Origin of the sequence: Shewanella bicestrii, from assembly GCF_002216875.1 — a bacterium.
Taxonomy (GTDB): domain Bacteria; phylum Pseudomonadota; class Gammaproteobacteria; order Enterobacterales; family Shewanellaceae; genus Shewanella; species Shewanella seohaensis.
Genome location: NZ_CP022358.1, coordinates 2,255,213 through 2,271,627, shown reverse-complemented (window position 1 = coordinate 2,271,627; position 16,415 = coordinate 2,255,213). Strand labels below are relative to the sequence as shown.

Here is a 16,415-nt window from a genome sequence, read left to right as displayed (position 1 = left end):
CCAAGTCCACAGATAAAACAAAAGGCAATCTATTGATTGCCTTTTGTTTTTATATCACCTGTACGACTAATCTAACTGGTTAATGCGTAACAAGATTAGGTTCTTTTGCCGCCAATAAGAATTGCGCAAATTCGGGCTCTCGCAACGCAGGACTGTATAAATACCCCTGCGCCTGATGGCAAAAACTCTTGGCTAAAAACGCTTCCTGCTCGGCGGTTTCAACCCCTTCGGCGGTCAAGGAAATATTAAGCGCGCTCGCCATCGCAATAATGGCCGAGACGATTTCTTGGCTTTCGCGGCTAATGGCGAGATCGGAGATAAAGGAGCGGTCGATTTTTAACTTACTGATCGGGAATTGTTTAAGATAGCGCATCGAGCTGTAACCCGTACCAAAGTCATCTATGGCCAGCCCCACACCCAGCTCTGCCAATTCCTGACATAAGAGCGTGGCATGGCGAATGTCGCCCATCAATTCCGTCTCGGTGATCTCAAGGATCAGGGTTTTAGGCTTTAAACGATAGCGCGTCAGCAGTTGCCAGACTTGCTCATACAGGTTTCCGCTAAAAAACTGCCGCGCCGACACGTTAACATGCATGCTTAAATCGGCATTATGGTGCTGCCATATATTCAATTGTCGGCACGCGGCCTCAAGCACCCAGCTGCCAATGGCGTTGATCATCCCAGATTGCTCGGCAATATCGATAAAGGCGCCGGGATACAACACACCTTTTTTCGGGTGATGCCAACGGATCAAGGCTTCGGCACCGATATAGGTTTTCTGCTCCAGATCCCGTAAGGGCTGATAATAAAGTTCGAATTGACGGCCGCGAATCGCGCTATGTAAATCACGCTCGATTTGCGCATCTTCCTTAAAGGCGCTGAGCAAGGTGCTGTTAAACACTTGAATAGCGGTGCCCTTTTTCTTCTTCGCGTATTGCACCGCAATATCGGCGCAGGTCAGCGGCGCGAACAGATTGGCCACCGAGGCGATATCGACAACCGCCAGTGCGGGTTTAGGTTCGATTTGCTCACGACCGATTAAAATCGGCATGGCTAAATGCTGATATAGGCGGGTACTGAAATAATCCAGATCGTAAACCGCGTTATCATCGGTGAGCAACACGGCAAACTCGTCGCTACCGACGCGGGCAATTTCGGTTGCCTTATTAATTTCCGAAAAATGTTTTAAGCGCCGGCCAATTTCAATCAGCAAGCTGTCGCCATTTTCGTGGCCATAGGTATCGTTGAAACGTTTAAAGGCGACTAAATCGACCAACAGCAACAATCCATTAGTGGTGCGCTCCAATACGCGATTGAAGTGACTACGATTATTCAGCCCAGTGAGGCTACAACGCCAAGCTAAACGCTCAAGCTCCGCCTTATAGTTGTGCTCATCTGTGCTTTCTTCGCCGGAGACTAAGGCGTAATGATTGCCGCGATCGGTGATAAATTGGCTGACCACATACTTGAGCCAGTAGCGACTGCCATCGGCTCGATTAAATTGCACTTCGCCTTTAGCCTGCTCGCCTCTGAAAATTTTAGCCAAGGTCTGCTCGGCTAATTCACTGTGCTGCTTAAAGAAACTTAACTCGCGTAAATTGGTGCCTATGCTTTTTTCACGCGCTAAGCCAGTGATCTCCTCGTGGGCTTGGTTCACGTATTCCACTTTTTCGGTGTGCAGGTTAATCAGCATGCTCATCTGGCGAGACTGCTCGGTGGCACAGCGAAACAGGCTTAAGCGCTCTTCTTTATCGTAGGTATGTTTGGTGGCCAGCGTGAGGGCCAGTTGATCGGCCATTTGGCAGGCAAGGTGAATTTCGCTGTCGTGCCAATGGTGAGTCAGTTGCGCTCGCTCGAGGCAAAGCACCCCTTCGAGATGGCCATTAATGCGAATGCCAATCTCGAGGCTAGATAAAATTTGCCGAGGGATAAAATAGTTATCGACTAACTCTGTCAAACGCGGATCGATAAGCGTATTACTCGCATCGATATGGCGATGATTTTTGAGTTCATCTAAATAGCGTGGCAGCGTCTGCAACTGCGAAGGACGATGAGTGTCTTGTAGGGGCATAGCGCCAAATTGCGCCACTAGGGATTGGCTCGATTGGTCGGCGGAAAAAATCCAAACCGACACCAGAGAAACGGCTAAATTTTGGCAAAGTAGCTCAGTGGCTAACTCTGCGGTCTTAGTAAAATCACCCTGCTGTTTAGCCGTGGAATGCACTAAAGACTCTAATAAATGCTGATGCTGACGTCGCTTCACTCTGATTCCTACAAAACTTCGTGTTGGGTAAAACGGTACTGCTGCGACTAACACACTAAAGAAGCGTGTTAATAGAGCCTATTTATCTTTATTTTTGTTGATGCAGATTACACTATCTACATTTAAAACAGCAACATCGGCCACACTTTATTACAAATTAACGCTAACGGACTTCACGGTCGCTTGCATCATAGGCCATTCTCTAATTGGAAAATCATTTTCTCGACACTCACATCGAAGACCAGCTTGAGGGTAACACCCGCTTCATCATGCACAATATTCCCTTGGGTTTGGCTAAAACGCGCTTGAGCCCGCTCCAACATCTTAGTCGCTTCGACCTCAGCCTCTGCACCCGCGAAGGATAACTCCAGCACTGTATCCTGCTCGTCAATCACAGCGCCAATATCCACAAAACTGCCGCAATCGGTGCAAGTGTCGTTTACGGTAGCCGCTTGTCCTGCAATGATACCTTTCATCTGTTTTTCCTCTCTAATCGCTGTAAGGGTGATGCATCAACTTAAACCAGCATCATTAACGCCTTATTATAGGTAACAGTGGCGGCAGAGACTCAGCTTTAGCTCACGCTTATTATTGTGCATCGACACAGTTGACGGCTATTTGGCCAACAAGTTCCTTTAATCCCAACCTGTGCTTTTAAAGACAGCATCTTGCTTAACCGCCCGATAGCGACTTGGAGGCAAGACGACATACTCGTTAGGCGCTGGCCAATAACGGCACTAAGTTACGTTGAATCGCCAGTTGATCGGCAAAATGCATGACGTCCATTTTCGGGGATGGCAACTGGCCACGTTGGCGCAGACGTGTGGTGAGATCGCAATTGCTTAAGGCTTCGGCCATCGCGATAGGCTCACCACCGCGGATCACTAATGCCTCTGGGCGCAATGCCTGTTGCAGTTGAAACGCCCTCGCCCCTTGCTCAGCAAAAACAGCACTGTTGTCGGTAACCTTGTTATCCGTCGATAAATCCGCCACAAGCGCTTGCTTTGGGGGTAACTCAAACTGACGTTGTAATTTTTCTGCATTATCGAGCTCTTTTTGCCATTGAAACTGCGCCATGTCCCTCGCGTCTGCAGACAATAGCGACAGCAACAGGGCGAACTCTCCTCGCCTGTTGTGTTCGATTGCCGCATTTAAGCGGGAGCCAATTTGGGCTTCGTTGATTAAAGGAACATCGATCTGCATAAAAAAACATCATTAAAACAACTCGTTGTTAGTTAATCGACCAGTTGAACCAGAACTTTAGGAAAATTTTCATATTTAGACTTTACATGCCAAACGTTTCTGACTACTATGGCGGCCGCAATTGAGGAGGGGTTCCCGAGTGGCCAAAGGGATCAGACTGTAAATCTGACGGCTCCGCCTTCGAAGGTTCGAATCCTTCTCCCTCCACCATTTGCACTAACAATTAGCGATGCTATAAAAGATACTCGTGGAGGGGTTCCCGAGTGGCCAAAGGGATCAGACTGTAAATCTGACGGCTCCGCCTTCGAAGGTTCGAATCCTTCTCCCTCCACCACTTTTATCTTATGTGGTTCGTCAATAGTTAGTCTGCTGTACACTTGCTTTACCCTTAAATCCGGCCAAGATTTAAGATAACTTTTAAATAAGACTCGATGAGTCAGACTTAAAAGTTGAAGAAAATATGTGGAGGGGTTCCCGAGTGGCCAAAGGGATCAGACTGTAAATCTGACGGCTCCGCCTTCGAAGGTTCGAATCCTTCTCCCTCCACCACTTCTTTCTCATATCACTCTTTGTATCGCTTTATTCCCCAAGTTTTCTTTCTAACACTCCAGCTTATCCAAACTTATTTTTTATCGCTTAGTTAAAACGATTGTCTTTAATCTATAGATTTTGCTGATAAAAAACGCCCCATTCGGAGCGTTCAAGAAGTGTGCATAGCGCTAAGTGGGCGATTAATCGATATTCAAGTACTTATGGGTCTGAATCGATAAGCGCCAGTTGCGGGCAATACACACCTTCATGGCTAATTCCGTCGCCCTTGGTTTTTGGCTGATCGGTTGCAGACAAATCGTTTTCGATGACACATCAATCCCTTTGAGTAACTCATCGAGTTCGTCGATATGATTTTCGGTCGCTATCGGGTGCTTAATCTCGTTGGCGCGGATCAAGGCCTGCGCTAACACCTTATAACCACCTTTCATATTGATCTTGGGCGAGACAGTTACCCAAGTATCAGCATCGCACTTCACCTCAAAGGTGCCACTGGTCTCGATTTGAGTAGCAAAACCGGCAGCATGAAGCGCGTGAGTTAGTTCATTCAGATCGTACATACAAGGCTCACCACCTGTGATCACCACATGGCGCGCCGTGTATCCCTTAGCGTTGAACGCCTCAATAAGACTCTGCGCCGTATGATTCGCCCAGCGCCCCACGGAGCCATCGACGGTGATCACTTGTTCGGGTGACACCTTATTTTCCTCAAGCAGATCCCAAGTCTGTTTCGTATCACACCAAGCACATCCCACAGGGCAACCCTGTAAACGCACAAAAATGGCGGGCACTCCGGTAAAGACACCTTCACCTTGAATGGTTTCAAAGACTTCGTTGACTGGGTAATTCATGCTAGCGTTCCGTTTTTCTGGGGCGGCATTTATAGAGGATTTTAGCTGCAGCTGCAAGTTTTTACCGCCTCAGCCATTGTGATACCAAGTACCGCATCCCCGTCGCCACGCGCCAGCAAAGAGTTTGCAACCCCTAGCGCCTGAGTTACACTTACGCCCTATTTTATGTGTCAATTTAAGTGGATCCTATGTCAGCAGCATCAGTTTCAAAGGTGGTAGTGGTTTTCAGTGGCGGACAAGACTCAACGACTTGTCTTATTCAAGCCTTAACTCAGTTTGATGAAGTCCACGGGATCACCTTCGATTATGGTCAGCGTCACCGTGAAGAAATTGAAGTTGCTAAATTCCTCGCCAAGCGCTTAAAGATCACTAGCCATAAAGTGATGGATGTAAGCTTACTCAATGAGTTAGCGATTTCTGCCCTCACCCGAGATGCGATCCCCGTATCCCACGAATTAATGGAAAATGGCTTACCCAACACCTTTGTGCCCGGCCGCAATATCCTGTTTTTGACTTTGGCGGGGATCTACGCCTATCAATTAGGGGCCGAGGCGATTATCACCGGTGTTTGCGAAACCGATTTTTCCGGTTATCCCGACTGTCGCCACGACTTTGTGCGCGCGATGGAATCGGCACTGGTGCAAGGCATGGATAAAAAGCTTGAGATCATCACCCCATTAATGTGGCTCAACAAGGCCCAAACCTGGGCGCTGGCCGATAAATACCAGCAACTCGATTTAGTTCGCCACCATACCCTAACCTGTTATAACGGCATTGTCGGCGATGGTTGTGGTGACTGCCCAGCCTGCCATCTACGCAAACGAGGCCTAGAGGATTACCTGCAAAATAAAGCAGAGGTGATGGCCTCGCTCGACAAGGCAACAGAAACGGGTAAACCGCAGGCGTGAGACTGGTGACGTTCAAAAAACTCGGCCCCTATTGGCTGGCGTTTATCGTCAGTCTGCTCTGCGCGCTCTTGTATATTGCGGGACTTTTTACCCCGAGCATAGATAACCTGCTCGCCTATCGCCGCAGCGCTATCAGTGACGGCCAGTGGTGGCGTCTGATCACAGGCAATCTGCTGCATACCAATCATTGGCACCTGCTGATGAACCTCGCAGGATTATGGGTAGTGTTGTTTTTGCACCACTTTCATTACCGGCTCAAGGGCTTAACCGCGCTGTTTATCCTACTCTGTCTGTTTGAAGGCATTGGCCTGTATCTGGGCTATCCACAGTTATTAGGTTATGTGGGGCTGAGTGGCATGTTACACGGGCTATTCACCTTTGGTGCAGTGCAGGATATACGCCGCAAAATGCGCTCGGGTTATCTGCTGTTGCTCGGCGTGATAGTTAAAGTCGGCCATGAACAATTTTATGGTGCCAGTGATGATGTGACCGCAATGATTGGTGCACGCGTGGCCACTGAGGCGCATTTAGTCGGCCTGATCTGTGGCTTAGTCTGCGCGCTTATGGTGTTGGTATTCCAACGAAGCAAATTCGCCAAGGAAACGCAGCGCTAATACCTCAAAGTTTGATTAATCCATACAAAAAAGCCGCCTTACATTATTGTATTGGCGGCTTTTTATTAGGTAGAGAAGCTTGGGATCAGTTTAATTAGCATCAAAGTCCTGAGTCTACCTCAGCTAAGACTTAGATTCTGTTATGCTGTGATCAGCAACTCCCGTAATCGTTTCACCTCATCGCGCAAGGCCGCCGCCTGTTCAAACTCCAAGTTACGCGCATGTTCATGCATTTGCTTCTCGAGCTTGTCGATATCATGGCTAAGCTGCGCCGCATCGGGTTGATAACGTTTGGCTTTAGGTTCAGCCACTTTACCCAGTGACGATGGGCTGTAGCCCTTCTCAGTATCTCTGCCATCGTCGATATCCATCACATCGGTAATGCGCTTGACCACGCCTTTTGGCACTATGCCATGCTCAAGGTTGTAGGCGTGTTGTTTCTCGCGGCGACGCTCGGTTTCACCCATCGCCTTGGCCATCGACTGGGTGATCCTATCCGCATAGAGGATAACCTTGCCATTGACGTTACGCGCAGCGCGACCAATGGTCTGAATAAGCGAACGTTCCGAACGTAAAAAGCCTTCCTTATCCGCATCGAGAATACAGACCAAGGAAACTTCGGGCATGTCTAAACCTTCACGCAGCAAGTTGATACCGACCAGCACATCAAACTTACCGAGGCGCAGATCGCGAATGATCTCCACCCGCTCCACGGTATCAATGTCCGAGTGCAAATAACGGACTTTGACGCCATGCTCATCGAGGTATTCAGTTAAATCCTCCGACATGCGCTTGGTTAGGGTGGTGACAAGCACCCGCTCGTTGACGGCGACGCGTTTGGCCACCTCTGAGAGTAAATCATCCACTTGAATGCTGACCGGGCGCACTTCTAACTCGGGATCGAGCAAACCCGTTGGCCGAACGACTTGCTCAACAATCTCGCCGCCACTCTTATCCAGTTCGTAAGGGTTTGGTGTTGCCGACACATAAATGGTCTGCGGCATCAATTGCTCAAACTCTTCAAACTTCAGCGGCCGGTTATCCAGCGCCGAGGGTAAACGGAAGCCATATTCCACAAGCGTAGTTTTACGGGAGCGGTCACCCTTATACATGGCGCCAATTTGCGGCACAGTGACGTGGGACTCGTCGATAATCAACAATCCATCGGCGGGTAAATAATCGAGCAAGGTCGGCGGGCCTTCCCCCGGTGCACGACCCGACAGATAGCGGGAGTAGTTTTCAATTCCAGAGCAATAGCCCAGCTCGACCATCATCTCGATATCGTATTGCACCCGCTCATGGATCCGCTGCGCTTCAATCAATTTATTGTTGTCGAGCAGATACTGCTTACGCTCGCGCAGCTCTTCTTTAATTAACTCGGTCGCTTCGAGGATTTTTTCCCGTGGCGTCACATAGTGGGTTTTCGGATACACTGTGGTGCGCGCGATACGCTTAACAATTTGCCCCGTTAACGGGTCAAACTCGCTTAAGCGTTCAATTTCATCGTCAAAGAGCTCGACTCGAATCCCGTAGCGGTCAGAATCGGCGGGGAAAATATCGATAACTTCACCACGGGCGCGAAAAGTACCGCGCTGCAACTCGAGATCGTTGCGAGTATATTGCAACTCACTCAAGCGCTTAAGAATATCCCGCTGCCCCATGGTATCGCCCTGGCGTAGATGCAAAAGCATCTTCATGTAGGAATCGGGATCGCCCAGACCGTAAATTGCCGATACAGAGGCAATCAAGACGACATCCTTACGCTCCAACAAGGCTTTAGTCGCCGAGAGTCGCATTTGCTCGATATGGGCGTTAACCGACGCATCCTTTTCAATAAAAGTGTTCGATGCGGGCACGTAGGCTTCTGGCTGGTAATAATCGTAATAGGAGACAAAGTATTCCACCGCATTATTGGGGAAAAACTCTTTCATCTCACCATAAAGCTGCGCCGCCAGCGTCTTGTTTGGCGCCATAATAATGGTTGGGCGCCCCAATTGGGCGATCACATTGGCGATAGTGAATGTCTTGCCCGAGCCCGTTACCCCCAATAGGGTTTGGCAAGCTAGGCCCGATTCTAAGCCATCGACCAACTTGGCAATGGCCGTGGGCTGATCCCCTGCGGGAGCAAATTGAGATTCAAGCTGAAAAACAGATTCTGACACGCGAACATATCCTTGTGGTTAGTAGCCCCATTCTAATCAACTCATCCTTTAAGCTCCAGCAGTTCTCCTTTAGAAGTCGAAGGGAACATTAAGCCCTAAACCATCTGAATGACAGTTTGATGGACAGAAAATGAAACTTTTTGACCACGAGCTTTTAATGCTCAAATTGGCGATAAAACGCCCAAAAATACAGGGGGAATGCCAAATTAATACACAAGAGTTGACTTTCACTTGCTTACAAAATTGCAACCTCAAACAAGCCCAAAAAAGATAAGGCTTGCAATTCATATCTATTTGATAAATATATTATTAAATTTTTATCGCCAAAATAGTGCAATTTAAGTCCATCGCACGTGCAGCAAGGCTTTGCCGCCTGTTTCAAGCCGCAACTCACAGGGTTATCCACAGAATTTGTTGATAAGTCGAAATTAGTGAGAAACCATGCGGGATTGAGGACTATTCCCCCCTTAGCTCACGCTCTCATCGGGTTTGGTAATTTTATTACATTTGATAAATGTTACTACTTGTTACAACCGATAACATTCACAAAATCTGATTGATCTCCTGCTGTTACACCTCTATTGGTGTTTTACAGCATAAAATGACAGCGTTTTCCGCTTTATCAGTATCAGTCAGTAGAATTGGGGCTATCTGTTCGCAGAAAATAGTAGAAAGTGAATTTTCACTACAGAGGGATAACTTGATTAGCGCTTAAATTAAATCTTCTGCAAGCGCGGCCGCAAAAAGCGCTTCGTCCGTAGAGGCAACCACAAAGAGGATTTCGGCTAAATCTTGGATTTTTTGAAAATCAGGATCATCTAAATGCATGGACAACTCACGGTACTGACGCAGTACATCTAAGGTTAAGGGCTGCTCGAGTAACGCTTCTGCTTGTTCTAATCGACTCATTGCCATTATTTTCACCTCTCGATAAGTGTTTTGCCACTCGGCTGAGATGGGCTTCCCGCTGTCGCTTTAGGGATAAACAGTGGAAGCTGCAGTGCTGCCTAATATACCTATCGCATAATGTGCACTCTATAAATAGTCAGCACCTCATTATTAGTACCTTATATTGTGAGCTCAGTAATTAAAGCATCAGGTTAAGACTTACCAAGCGAGTGGCAGTATGACTGCGTAATGGTTTTGACCACAAAAGCATCGATTCGTTGCCACTCAAATAAACTTTATCTATTTAAGCCTGAGGTTTTTGAAAGATCAAATGGGTCTCCCACCAGAATAATGCTGAGAATTTAACCAACTAGGTCTATTTGCGCTTTTGTCTCCCTGAAAAATCCCAAGTGTTTTTAAGATGAAGACACGCTATCTTACGAAAACATAAGTTATTTCTTCATCAAAATGCTGATTTTGGCACCACGATGCACATTAGATGAGCACTTAACAGCATAATTACACTTTTTTTAGTAACTCGAGTTGACTCATCCCACAGAGCGTTTTACTATGCGCTCCGTTCTCAACGAGTCATCGAGACGAGAGAAACGATTCCCCTGTAGTTCAGTCGGTAGAACGGCGGACTGTTAATCCGTATGTCACTGGTTCAAGTCCAGTCAGGGGAGCCAAATTTCAATCTCGATAAAAGTGAGGATGCAGTTAGGTAACTAACGATTCCCCTGTAGTTCAGTCGGTAGAACGGCGGACTGTTAATCCGTATGTCACTGGTTCAAGTCCAGTCAGGGGAGCCACTTAATTACCAAGCTGTTGCGTTAAACGATTCCCCTGTAGTTCAGTCGGTAGAACGGCGGACTGTTAATCCGTATGTCACTGGTTCAAGTCCAGTCAGGGGAGCCACTAACGCAAGACAACTTAAAGTCGATAGCAATATCGCATCATCTACTCCCCTGTAGTTCAGTCGGTAGAACGGCGGACTGTTAATCCGTATGTCACTGGTTCAAGTCCAGTCAGGGGAGCCACTTTAAAAGATGATATCTCAAGTCGATAGCAATATCGCACCCTCTACTCCCCTGTAGTTCAGTCGGTAGAACGGCGGACTGTTAATCCGTATGTCACTGGTTCAAGTCCAGTCAGGGGAGCCACTTTCTTATCGCAATACACACAATCCCCTCCTTTGTGACTCCGTTAAACTAATCGCTTTTCATTTCTGTTTTGCCTCAAATACAGTTACACTGTGATCTGCTTGTTAACCAAAATTTTGAGTATCATCACGCAGATAGGGATATTGACTGAGCATTCATTTAATATTCTGTCCGTAATACTGAGACACTTTGAGAGCGGATTTTTATGGCGATGTCTAAATCATATCCCATCTTTTTATTGCTGATTTTTTTAGGGCTGTTTGGTTGGATTTATCACAACGAAAACAACCAACTCCAGGTCCAGCAACAACAAGAGCTCAGTAACTTCAAACAATACTTGGGTAATTTTTCCCAGTGGCAAGGCAATGGCGCCGAGCTCTATCAAACTATTTCTGCCCATTACCCACTGCAGTTTTTTCAATATATTGATGATACCGATGGACAGCTCAATTACACCCAAGGAGAGCTCAATTCCCAGGGTTCTCATCCACTCTCTGAATTATTTGCCTTAGATTTAGCTCATACACAAAAACTGGCCGCGGGTCGTTTACAGGTGAAACTCAGTGCCGACCAAGCGATTGAGACGGCTATCGGCAGTACTCAGCAACTCGGCTTAGTATTGATACTCACCTACCTTATACTCTTGGTTGTGTTTGTATTGCTTAACAACAAGTTAAGATCGGCTATCCGTTATGCGGCTGAGTATATTTCCCATATTCCAGAGATGAATTTTTCCGCCATTGAGTCCTCCAAACTCAATGGTGAAATGACGCCAGTGAGATTGGCACTCGAAGACTGCCGGCTACAGCTCAAATCGCAAATGGATACCCTCACCCAAGAAAACCAGAAACTGCATAAGGTAGCTTATCAGGATCCGATCACGGGATTTGGCAGCCGCCCACGTTTTACCACTAAGTTAGAAAGTATTAGTAACCGCAGCGTGCCGCAACTTGGGCTGCTGGCCATGGTTAAAGCGACTGAGCTTTCCCATGTGAACCAATTACAAGGCCGCTCCGCCGGAGACGATTATTTAGCCAGCGTCGCCAATTGCATTCGTAAGGCCTGTTCAAAATATCCCGATTCGGAATGCTACCGCGTCTCCAGCGCCGATTTTGCGATTTTTTTACCCGATTTAGTGTTAAAAGACGGCCCCAAGTTTTTAGAGCAACTTAAAGTATTCCTCGATGAATACCAGCAGATGACGAGAGCCGAATCCGTGGCGCACATTGGCTTAGTGCCTTACCAACAGGGTACAGATCCCGTTAACTTGCTCTCCTTGGCGGACACCGCCGTTAGCATAGCCCAAACCTTAGGCCCCAACAGCTTCCATATTCAAGAGAAACTCAATGGTGACGAGCAGTTTGGCGACGATCGTTGGAAAGTGGCAATCAACGACTTAATTAGCCGCCAAGCGCTGAAGTTTTTTCAACAACCCATTCAACCTTGCCGCAATGATGTCGAGGTCTACCGCGAGTTACTGGCACGCTTTTACAACAGCGAAGGCAAGTTTTTACCCACCACCACGGTTATCGCTATGGCCGAGCGCCACGGCATGAGCACCGAATTAGATAAACTCGTGGTGATCAGCACATTAAGAATGCTTAAAGAAAATCCGACCATTAGCGGTAACTTTGGCATCAATATCAGCGCTTTTTCGGCCCATCAAGAACTGTTTGTCGGCTGGTTGCGAGATGTTCTCGGCAAGCACAGATATATCGCCTCACGTCTAGTGTTTGAGATCAACGAGTCCGGTATGCAAGCCAATTTAGGTGCCAGCTATAAGTTCGTCCGTGAGGTTCACAGTGTCGGTTCGCGGGTCTCAATTGAGCGATTTGGGATGAGCTTTACCTCCTTCAAATTCTTCAGCGAAGTGCGCCCAGACTACATTAAGCTCGATGGCAGCTACACCTCATCAATCGATGAGGACAGCAATAATAAGTTCTTCGTGCGGATGATGGTGGATGTGGCAAGACGTATCGGCATTCGTGTTATCGCGACCAGTGTCGAACGTCAGGAGGAAAAACTGACCCTCGAAAAACTCCTCGTCGATGGGCTGCAGGGCTATTATATTGCCCAGCCGCAAGCCATTACTTTAACTGACCAAATTTAAACCAGCGCAGGGTTAACGGAGCGCGCAAATTTACAGTAAAGATAGTTAACCCTGCATTCTATATGTTGTTTATGCAAACGGAAAAGTCGATAATACGGCCAAGATCCGTTTAGACAAGTATTCAGATGAGTGAATATCTCCTGTTGTTGATCAGCACAGTGCTGGTTAACAATTTCGTTTTAGTGAAATTCTTAGGTTTATGTCCATTTATGGGGGTCTCCAGCAAGTTGGAGTCCGCTATCGGCATGTCTATGGCCACGACCTTTGTGTTGACCTTAGCGTCGATTCTCAGTTACCTCGTCAACCAATATCTGTTATTGCCCTTTGACTTAGGTTACCTGCGTACCATGAGCTTTATTCTGGTGATTGCCGTGGTGGTGCAATTTACTGAGATGGTGGTGCAAAAAACCAGTGCGGCTTTACACCGCGCCCTCGGTATCTATCTGCCGCTCATCACCACTAACTGCGCCGTACTCGGGGTTGCCCTGTTAAACGTGAACGAAAAACACGATTTTATTCAATCTGCTATTTATGGTTTTGGTGCTGCGGTCGGTTTTTCCTTAGTGTTAATTCTGTTTTCCGCGATGCGTGAACGTTTAGCAGCGGCCGACGTGCCTATGCCTTTCAAAGGCGGCGCGATTGCCATGATCACCGCAGGGCTGATGTCCTTGGCCTTTATGGGATTCACAGGATTGGTTAAATAGATGTCCACCATGTTAATTGCCGTTATTTTATTAACCCTATTGGCATTGTTCTTTGGGGTATTACTCGGATTTGCCGCCTTAAAATTTAAGGTTGAAGGTAATCCCATCGTCGATGAACTCGAAGCGATTCTGCCACAAACCCAATGCGGTCAATGTGGTTATCCCGGTTGCCGCCCTTACGCTGAAGCAATAGCCAATGGCGATAAAGTCAACAAGTGCCCGCCCGGCGGCACCGCGACCATGGAAAAGCTCGCCAGCTTAATGGGTGTAGAACCTGAGCCGCTCAATGCAGAGGCCCAATCCCAAGTCAAAAAAGTCGCCTACATTCGCGAAGATGAATGTATTGGCTGCACTAAATGTATTCAGGCCTGTCCAGTCGATGCCATTATTGGTGCGGGCAAACTCATGCATACCGTGCTCACGGCAGACTGCACAGGTTGCGATCTCTGTGTCGAGCCCTGCCCCGTTGACTGTATCGATATGATCCCTGTGGGCCAAAATCTGAAAAACTGGAACTGGCGCTTAAATGCCATTCCCGTGACTCTTATCCAAGAGACCCCGCACGAAGAAAAGAGAGGATAAGCGGTGCTGACTTTATTAGATCAATTAGATAAAGGAACCCTTTGGCGCTCACCCGGTGGCATTCATCCACCTGAAGTCAAATTCCTCTCCAACACGACACCGATTAGCCAACTGCCCTTAGCGCAGGAATACCTTGTACCCGTGCCACAGGTGGGTGAAAACTGCACCCTTGTAGTCAAAGTGGGTGACAAAGTATTAAAAGGCGCGCCATTAACCCAAGGCACCTCGATTTGGCATTTGCCAGTACATGCGCCAACCTCTGGCACTGTCGTCGCCATTGAGCCAAGAGCCAGTAACCACGCTTCGGCCTTGCCGGTCAATACCTGCGTGATTGCCGCCGATGGTGAAGACCGCTGGTGCGAGTTAATGCCAGGCTCAATTGAGCTTAGCAATCAAGAGATGATTGCCAAAATCCATGGTGCAGGCATTGCCGGTATGGGCGGCGCCGCCTTCCCAAGCCATATCAAGCTGAATCCCGTCAGTGAAATCGAATTAGTGATTATCAACGGCGTGGAATGTGAGCCTTATATCAGCGCCGACGATCGCTTAATGCGCGAATACAGCCAAGACATTCTGGCGGGTATTGGGATTATCCATCGTCTCCTCGCGCCCAAGCGCATTGTGATTGCTATCGAAGACAACAAGCCCGAAGCCATCAAAGCCATGCAACAGGCGGTGAATCAATCCACGCTCCCTGCGGGCAGCACGCGGGTGACGGCGATACCAACCAAGTATCCTTCTGGCGGTGAAAAGCAGCTTATTCAGATCATCACGGGGCGTGAAGTGCCCTCAGGCTCCATCCCAGCAAAGCTTGGGATTGTCGTGCATAACGTAGGAACCGCGTTTGCGATTCACCAAGCCGTGACCCAAGGTAAACCGTTGATTGAGCGAGTAGTTACCGTTACTGGCCAAAATGTCGGTAAGCCCGGCAACTATTGGTTACCCATAGGCACGCCCGTTGAACATGTGCTCAAACACACTGAATTTAACGCCGAAGCCGATCAAAAAGTGATTATTGGCGGTCCAATGATGGGCCATGCGTTACCCACCATCCAAGTGCCGATTTTAAAGGGCACAAACTGTATTTTGGTGCCCAGCAGTCAAGAAATTGGAACCACTCCAGAGGAAAAGGCCTGTATCCGCTGCGGCGAATGTGCCAACGCCTGCCCTGCACTCTTGCTACCACAACAACTGTTTTGGCATGCAAAAGCCGAAGAATATGACAAGGCGGCCAGCTACAACCTTAAAGATTGCATCGAATGCGGTTGCTGTAGTTATGTGTGTCCCAGTGATATTCCACTGGTGGAATACTACCGCATCGCTAAATCGGCACTAAAACAAGCCGCCGATGAGAAACATCAAGCCGAGCGCGCCAAACTGCGTTTCGAGGCGCGTATTCAACGCCTCGAAGAAGAAAAGCTCGCCCGCGAAGCCAAGGCTAAGGAAGCCGCTGCGCGTCGTCAAGCGACCATGACTTCAACGGATAAAAATGCCGTTGCCGAAGCCATGGCGCGGATCGCGGCCAAAAAGGCAGCTGCGGCAGAAACCACAGCGGATAACACACCGGTCGAAGTCGTGAATGCTGATGCAAACAGCACTGAGGCACCTAAGGGTAAAGCAGCCGTAGCCGCCGCGATTGCCCGCGCTAAAGCCAAGAAAGCTGCCGCTGCGACGCAAAGTGCGGATGATGCAGTCTCTTCTGAACAAACGGTATCTTCTGAGCAAAACGAGCCAACTGAGCAAGCTGAGACGCTATCGCAAAAAGATAAAGTCGCCGCAGCTATCGCTCGCGCCAAAGCGAAAAAAGCGGCGCTGAAGGCCGACTCGGATGCTAATGACGACACTGACGCCGCGACAGGCAACACAGATAAGCCAGCAACAGAGACTACTGCTAACGCAGAAGCGGATGACAAAAAAGCCAAGGTCGCTGCAGCTGTTGCCCGTGCGAAAGCCAAAAAAGCCGCTGCGCAGCAGGCTGAATCAACTGATGTTGTTGACGAGCAGCCCAAGCTATCTGCAGACGCTCAGCCAGAATCAGAGTCAGGCTCTATTCCTAGCGCACCACTCAGTCCTGAAGATGAGAAAAAGGCCAAAGTCGCTGCTGCCGTTGCCCGCGCGAAAGCCAAAAAAGCCGCCGCGCAGCAAGCTGAATCAACTGACGTTGTTGACGAGCAAACCAAGCTTGCAGCAGACGCTAAGCCAGAATCGGAGTCAGGCTCTATTCCAAACGCGCCACTCAGTCCTGAAGATGAGAAGAAAGCCAAGGTCGCTGCTGCGGTTGCCCGCGCGAAAGCCAAAAAAGCGGCCAGAGAAGCGAATGCGATCAGCGACGCAAATGAATAGCACTGCGGGTTTTAACCTCAGTGCTTTAAAAATGATTAGCTTAAAAATCAGTGACTCAAGATTAGATAAAAGGGA

12 protein-coding genes and 8 tRNA genes are annotated in these 16,415 nt (G+C 48.3%); 14 read left to right on the top strand and 6 right to left on the bottom strand.

Annotated elements, in window-relative coordinates; translation table 11 throughout:
• Positions 1-79: 79 nt before the first annotated feature.
• From CF168_RS09960 to CF168_RS09950, 3 genes are all read right to left on the bottom strand, one after another.
• Entirely contained in the window at positions 80-2,263 is a 2,184-nt protein-coding gene (locus CF168_RS09960; protein WP_089067742.1) for a putative bifunctional diguanylate cyclase/phosphodiesterase, read from the bottom strand.
• Between the two features lie 188 nt (positions 2,264-2,451).
• On the bottom strand, positions 2,452-2,739 hold the full coding sequence (locus tag CF168_RS09955; RefSeq protein ID WP_086904920.1) for a DUF406 family protein: 288 nt from the start codon (positions 2,737-2,739) through the stop codon (positions 2,452-2,454).
• Between the two features lie 238 nt (positions 2,740-2,977).
• Positions 2,978-3,466 carry a VC2046/SO_2500 family protein gene (locus tag CF168_RS09950; protein WP_086904921.1) on the bottom strand — a complete coding sequence of 163 codons (489 nt, stop codon included), beginning with the start codon at positions 3,464-3,466 and terminating at the stop codon, positions 2,978-2,980.
• 125 nt (positions 3,467-3,591) lie between these two features.
• On the opposite strand from CF168_RS09950, the gene CF168_RS09945 reads away from it, so the two are divergent.
• The 3 genes from CF168_RS09945 (at position 3,592) to CF168_RS09935 (ending at position 4,015) form a co-directional block, all read left to right on the top strand.
• Positions 3,592-3,676 (top strand) — tRNA-Tyr (locus CF168_RS09945).
• Between the two features lie 39 nt (positions 3,677-3,715).
• Positions 3,716-3,800: transfer RNA gene (locus CF168_RS09940), tRNA-Tyr, on the top strand.
• A gap of 130 nt (positions 3,801-3,930) precedes the next feature.
• Positions 3,931-4,015 (top strand) — tRNA-Tyr (locus CF168_RS09935).
• 182 nt (positions 4,016-4,197) lie between these two features.
• Here CF168_RS09935 and queE read toward each other — a convergent pair.
• A complete protein-coding gene (gene queE / locus CF168_RS09930) occupies positions 4,198-4,866 on the bottom strand; it encodes a 7-carboxy-7-deazaguanine synthase QueE (RefSeq protein ID WP_089067741.1) in 669 nt (222 codons plus the stop codon).
• Between the two features lie 188 nt (positions 4,867-5,054).
• Here queE and queC point away from each other — a divergent pair, with 188 nt between their 5' ends.
• Together queC and rrtA are read left to right on the top strand one after the other, a co-directional pair.
• Positions 5,055-5,774: a 7-cyano-7-deazaguanine synthase QueC gene (queC, locus tag CF168_RS09925; RefSeq protein ID WP_089067740.1), complete on the top strand. Its 720-nt coding sequence runs from the start codon at positions 5,055-5,057 to the stop codon at positions 5,772-5,774.
• Positions 5,771-6,388 (top strand): rhombosortase, encoded by a 618-nt coding sequence (gene rrtA, locus CF168_RS09920; protein ID WP_089067739.1) that lies wholly within the window; start codon positions 5,771-5,773, stop codon positions 6,386-6,388. The genes queC and rrtA overlap by 4 nt, the downstream gene beginning before the upstream one ends.
• 140 nt (positions 6,389-6,528) lie before the next feature.
• Here the strand turns inward: rrtA and uvrB are convergent, their stop codons facing one another.
• Both uvrB and CF168_RS09910 read right to left on the bottom strand, forming a co-directional pair.
• Entirely contained in the window at positions 6,529-8,550 is a 2,022-nt protein-coding gene (gene uvrB / locus CF168_RS09915) for an excinuclease ABC subunit UvrB (protein ID WP_089067738.1), read from the bottom strand.
• Positions 8,551-9,261: 711 nt separating this feature from the next.
• Positions 9,262-9,465, bottom strand: coding sequence for a hypothetical protein (locus CF168_RS09910; protein WP_011622825.1), 204 nt, complete (start codon positions 9,463-9,465; stop codon positions 9,262-9,264).
• 586 nt (positions 9,466-10,051) lie between these two features.
• Between CF168_RS09910 and CF168_RS09905 the strand changes: the two genes are divergently transcribed.
• From CF168_RS09905 to rsxC, 9 genes are all read left to right on the top strand, one after another.
• Positions 10,052-10,127 (top strand) — tRNA-Asn (locus tag CF168_RS09905).
• 47 nt (positions 10,128-10,174) lie between these two features.
• A tRNA-Asn gene (locus tag CF168_RS09900) sits at positions 10,175-10,250 on the top strand.
• 30 nt (positions 10,251-10,280) lie between these two features.
• Positions 10,281-10,356, top strand: a tRNA-Asn gene (locus tag CF168_RS09895).
• Between the two features lie 46 nt (positions 10,357-10,402).
• Positions 10,403-10,478: transfer RNA gene (locus tag CF168_RS09890), tRNA-Asn, on the top strand.
• Between the two features lie 47 nt (positions 10,479-10,525).
• Positions 10,526-10,601, top strand: a tRNA-Asn gene (locus CF168_RS09885).
• A 205-nt stretch (positions 10,602-10,806) separates the two neighbouring features.
• The gene (locus tag CF168_RS09880; protein ID WP_089067737.1) at positions 10,807-12,711 is read left to right on the top strand and encodes an EAL domain-containing protein; all 1,905 of its coding nucleotides are present in this window, start codon (positions 10,807-10,809) and stop codon (positions 12,709-12,711) included.
• A gap of 125 nt (positions 12,712-12,836) precedes the next feature.
• Positions 12,837-13,415 carry an electron transport complex subunit RsxA gene (gene rsxA / locus CF168_RS09875; RefSeq protein ID WP_011622827.1) on the top strand — a complete coding sequence of 193 codons (579 nt, stop codon included), beginning with the start codon at positions 12,837-12,839 and terminating at the stop codon, positions 13,413-13,415.
• Complete coding sequence (rsxB, locus tag CF168_RS09870; RefSeq protein WP_011626120.1) at positions 13,416-13,997, top strand: electron transport complex subunit RsxB; 582 nt, start codon at positions 13,416-13,418, stop codon at positions 13,995-13,997. It begins immediately after the preceding gene.
• A gap of 3 nt (positions 13,998-14,000) precedes the next feature.
• Positions 14,001-16,340, top strand: coding sequence for an electron transport complex subunit RsxC (gene rsxC, locus CF168_RS09865; protein ID WP_089067736.1), 2,340 nt, complete (start codon positions 14,001-14,003; stop codon positions 16,338-16,340).
• Positions 16,341-16,415 lie beyond the last annotated feature (75 nt).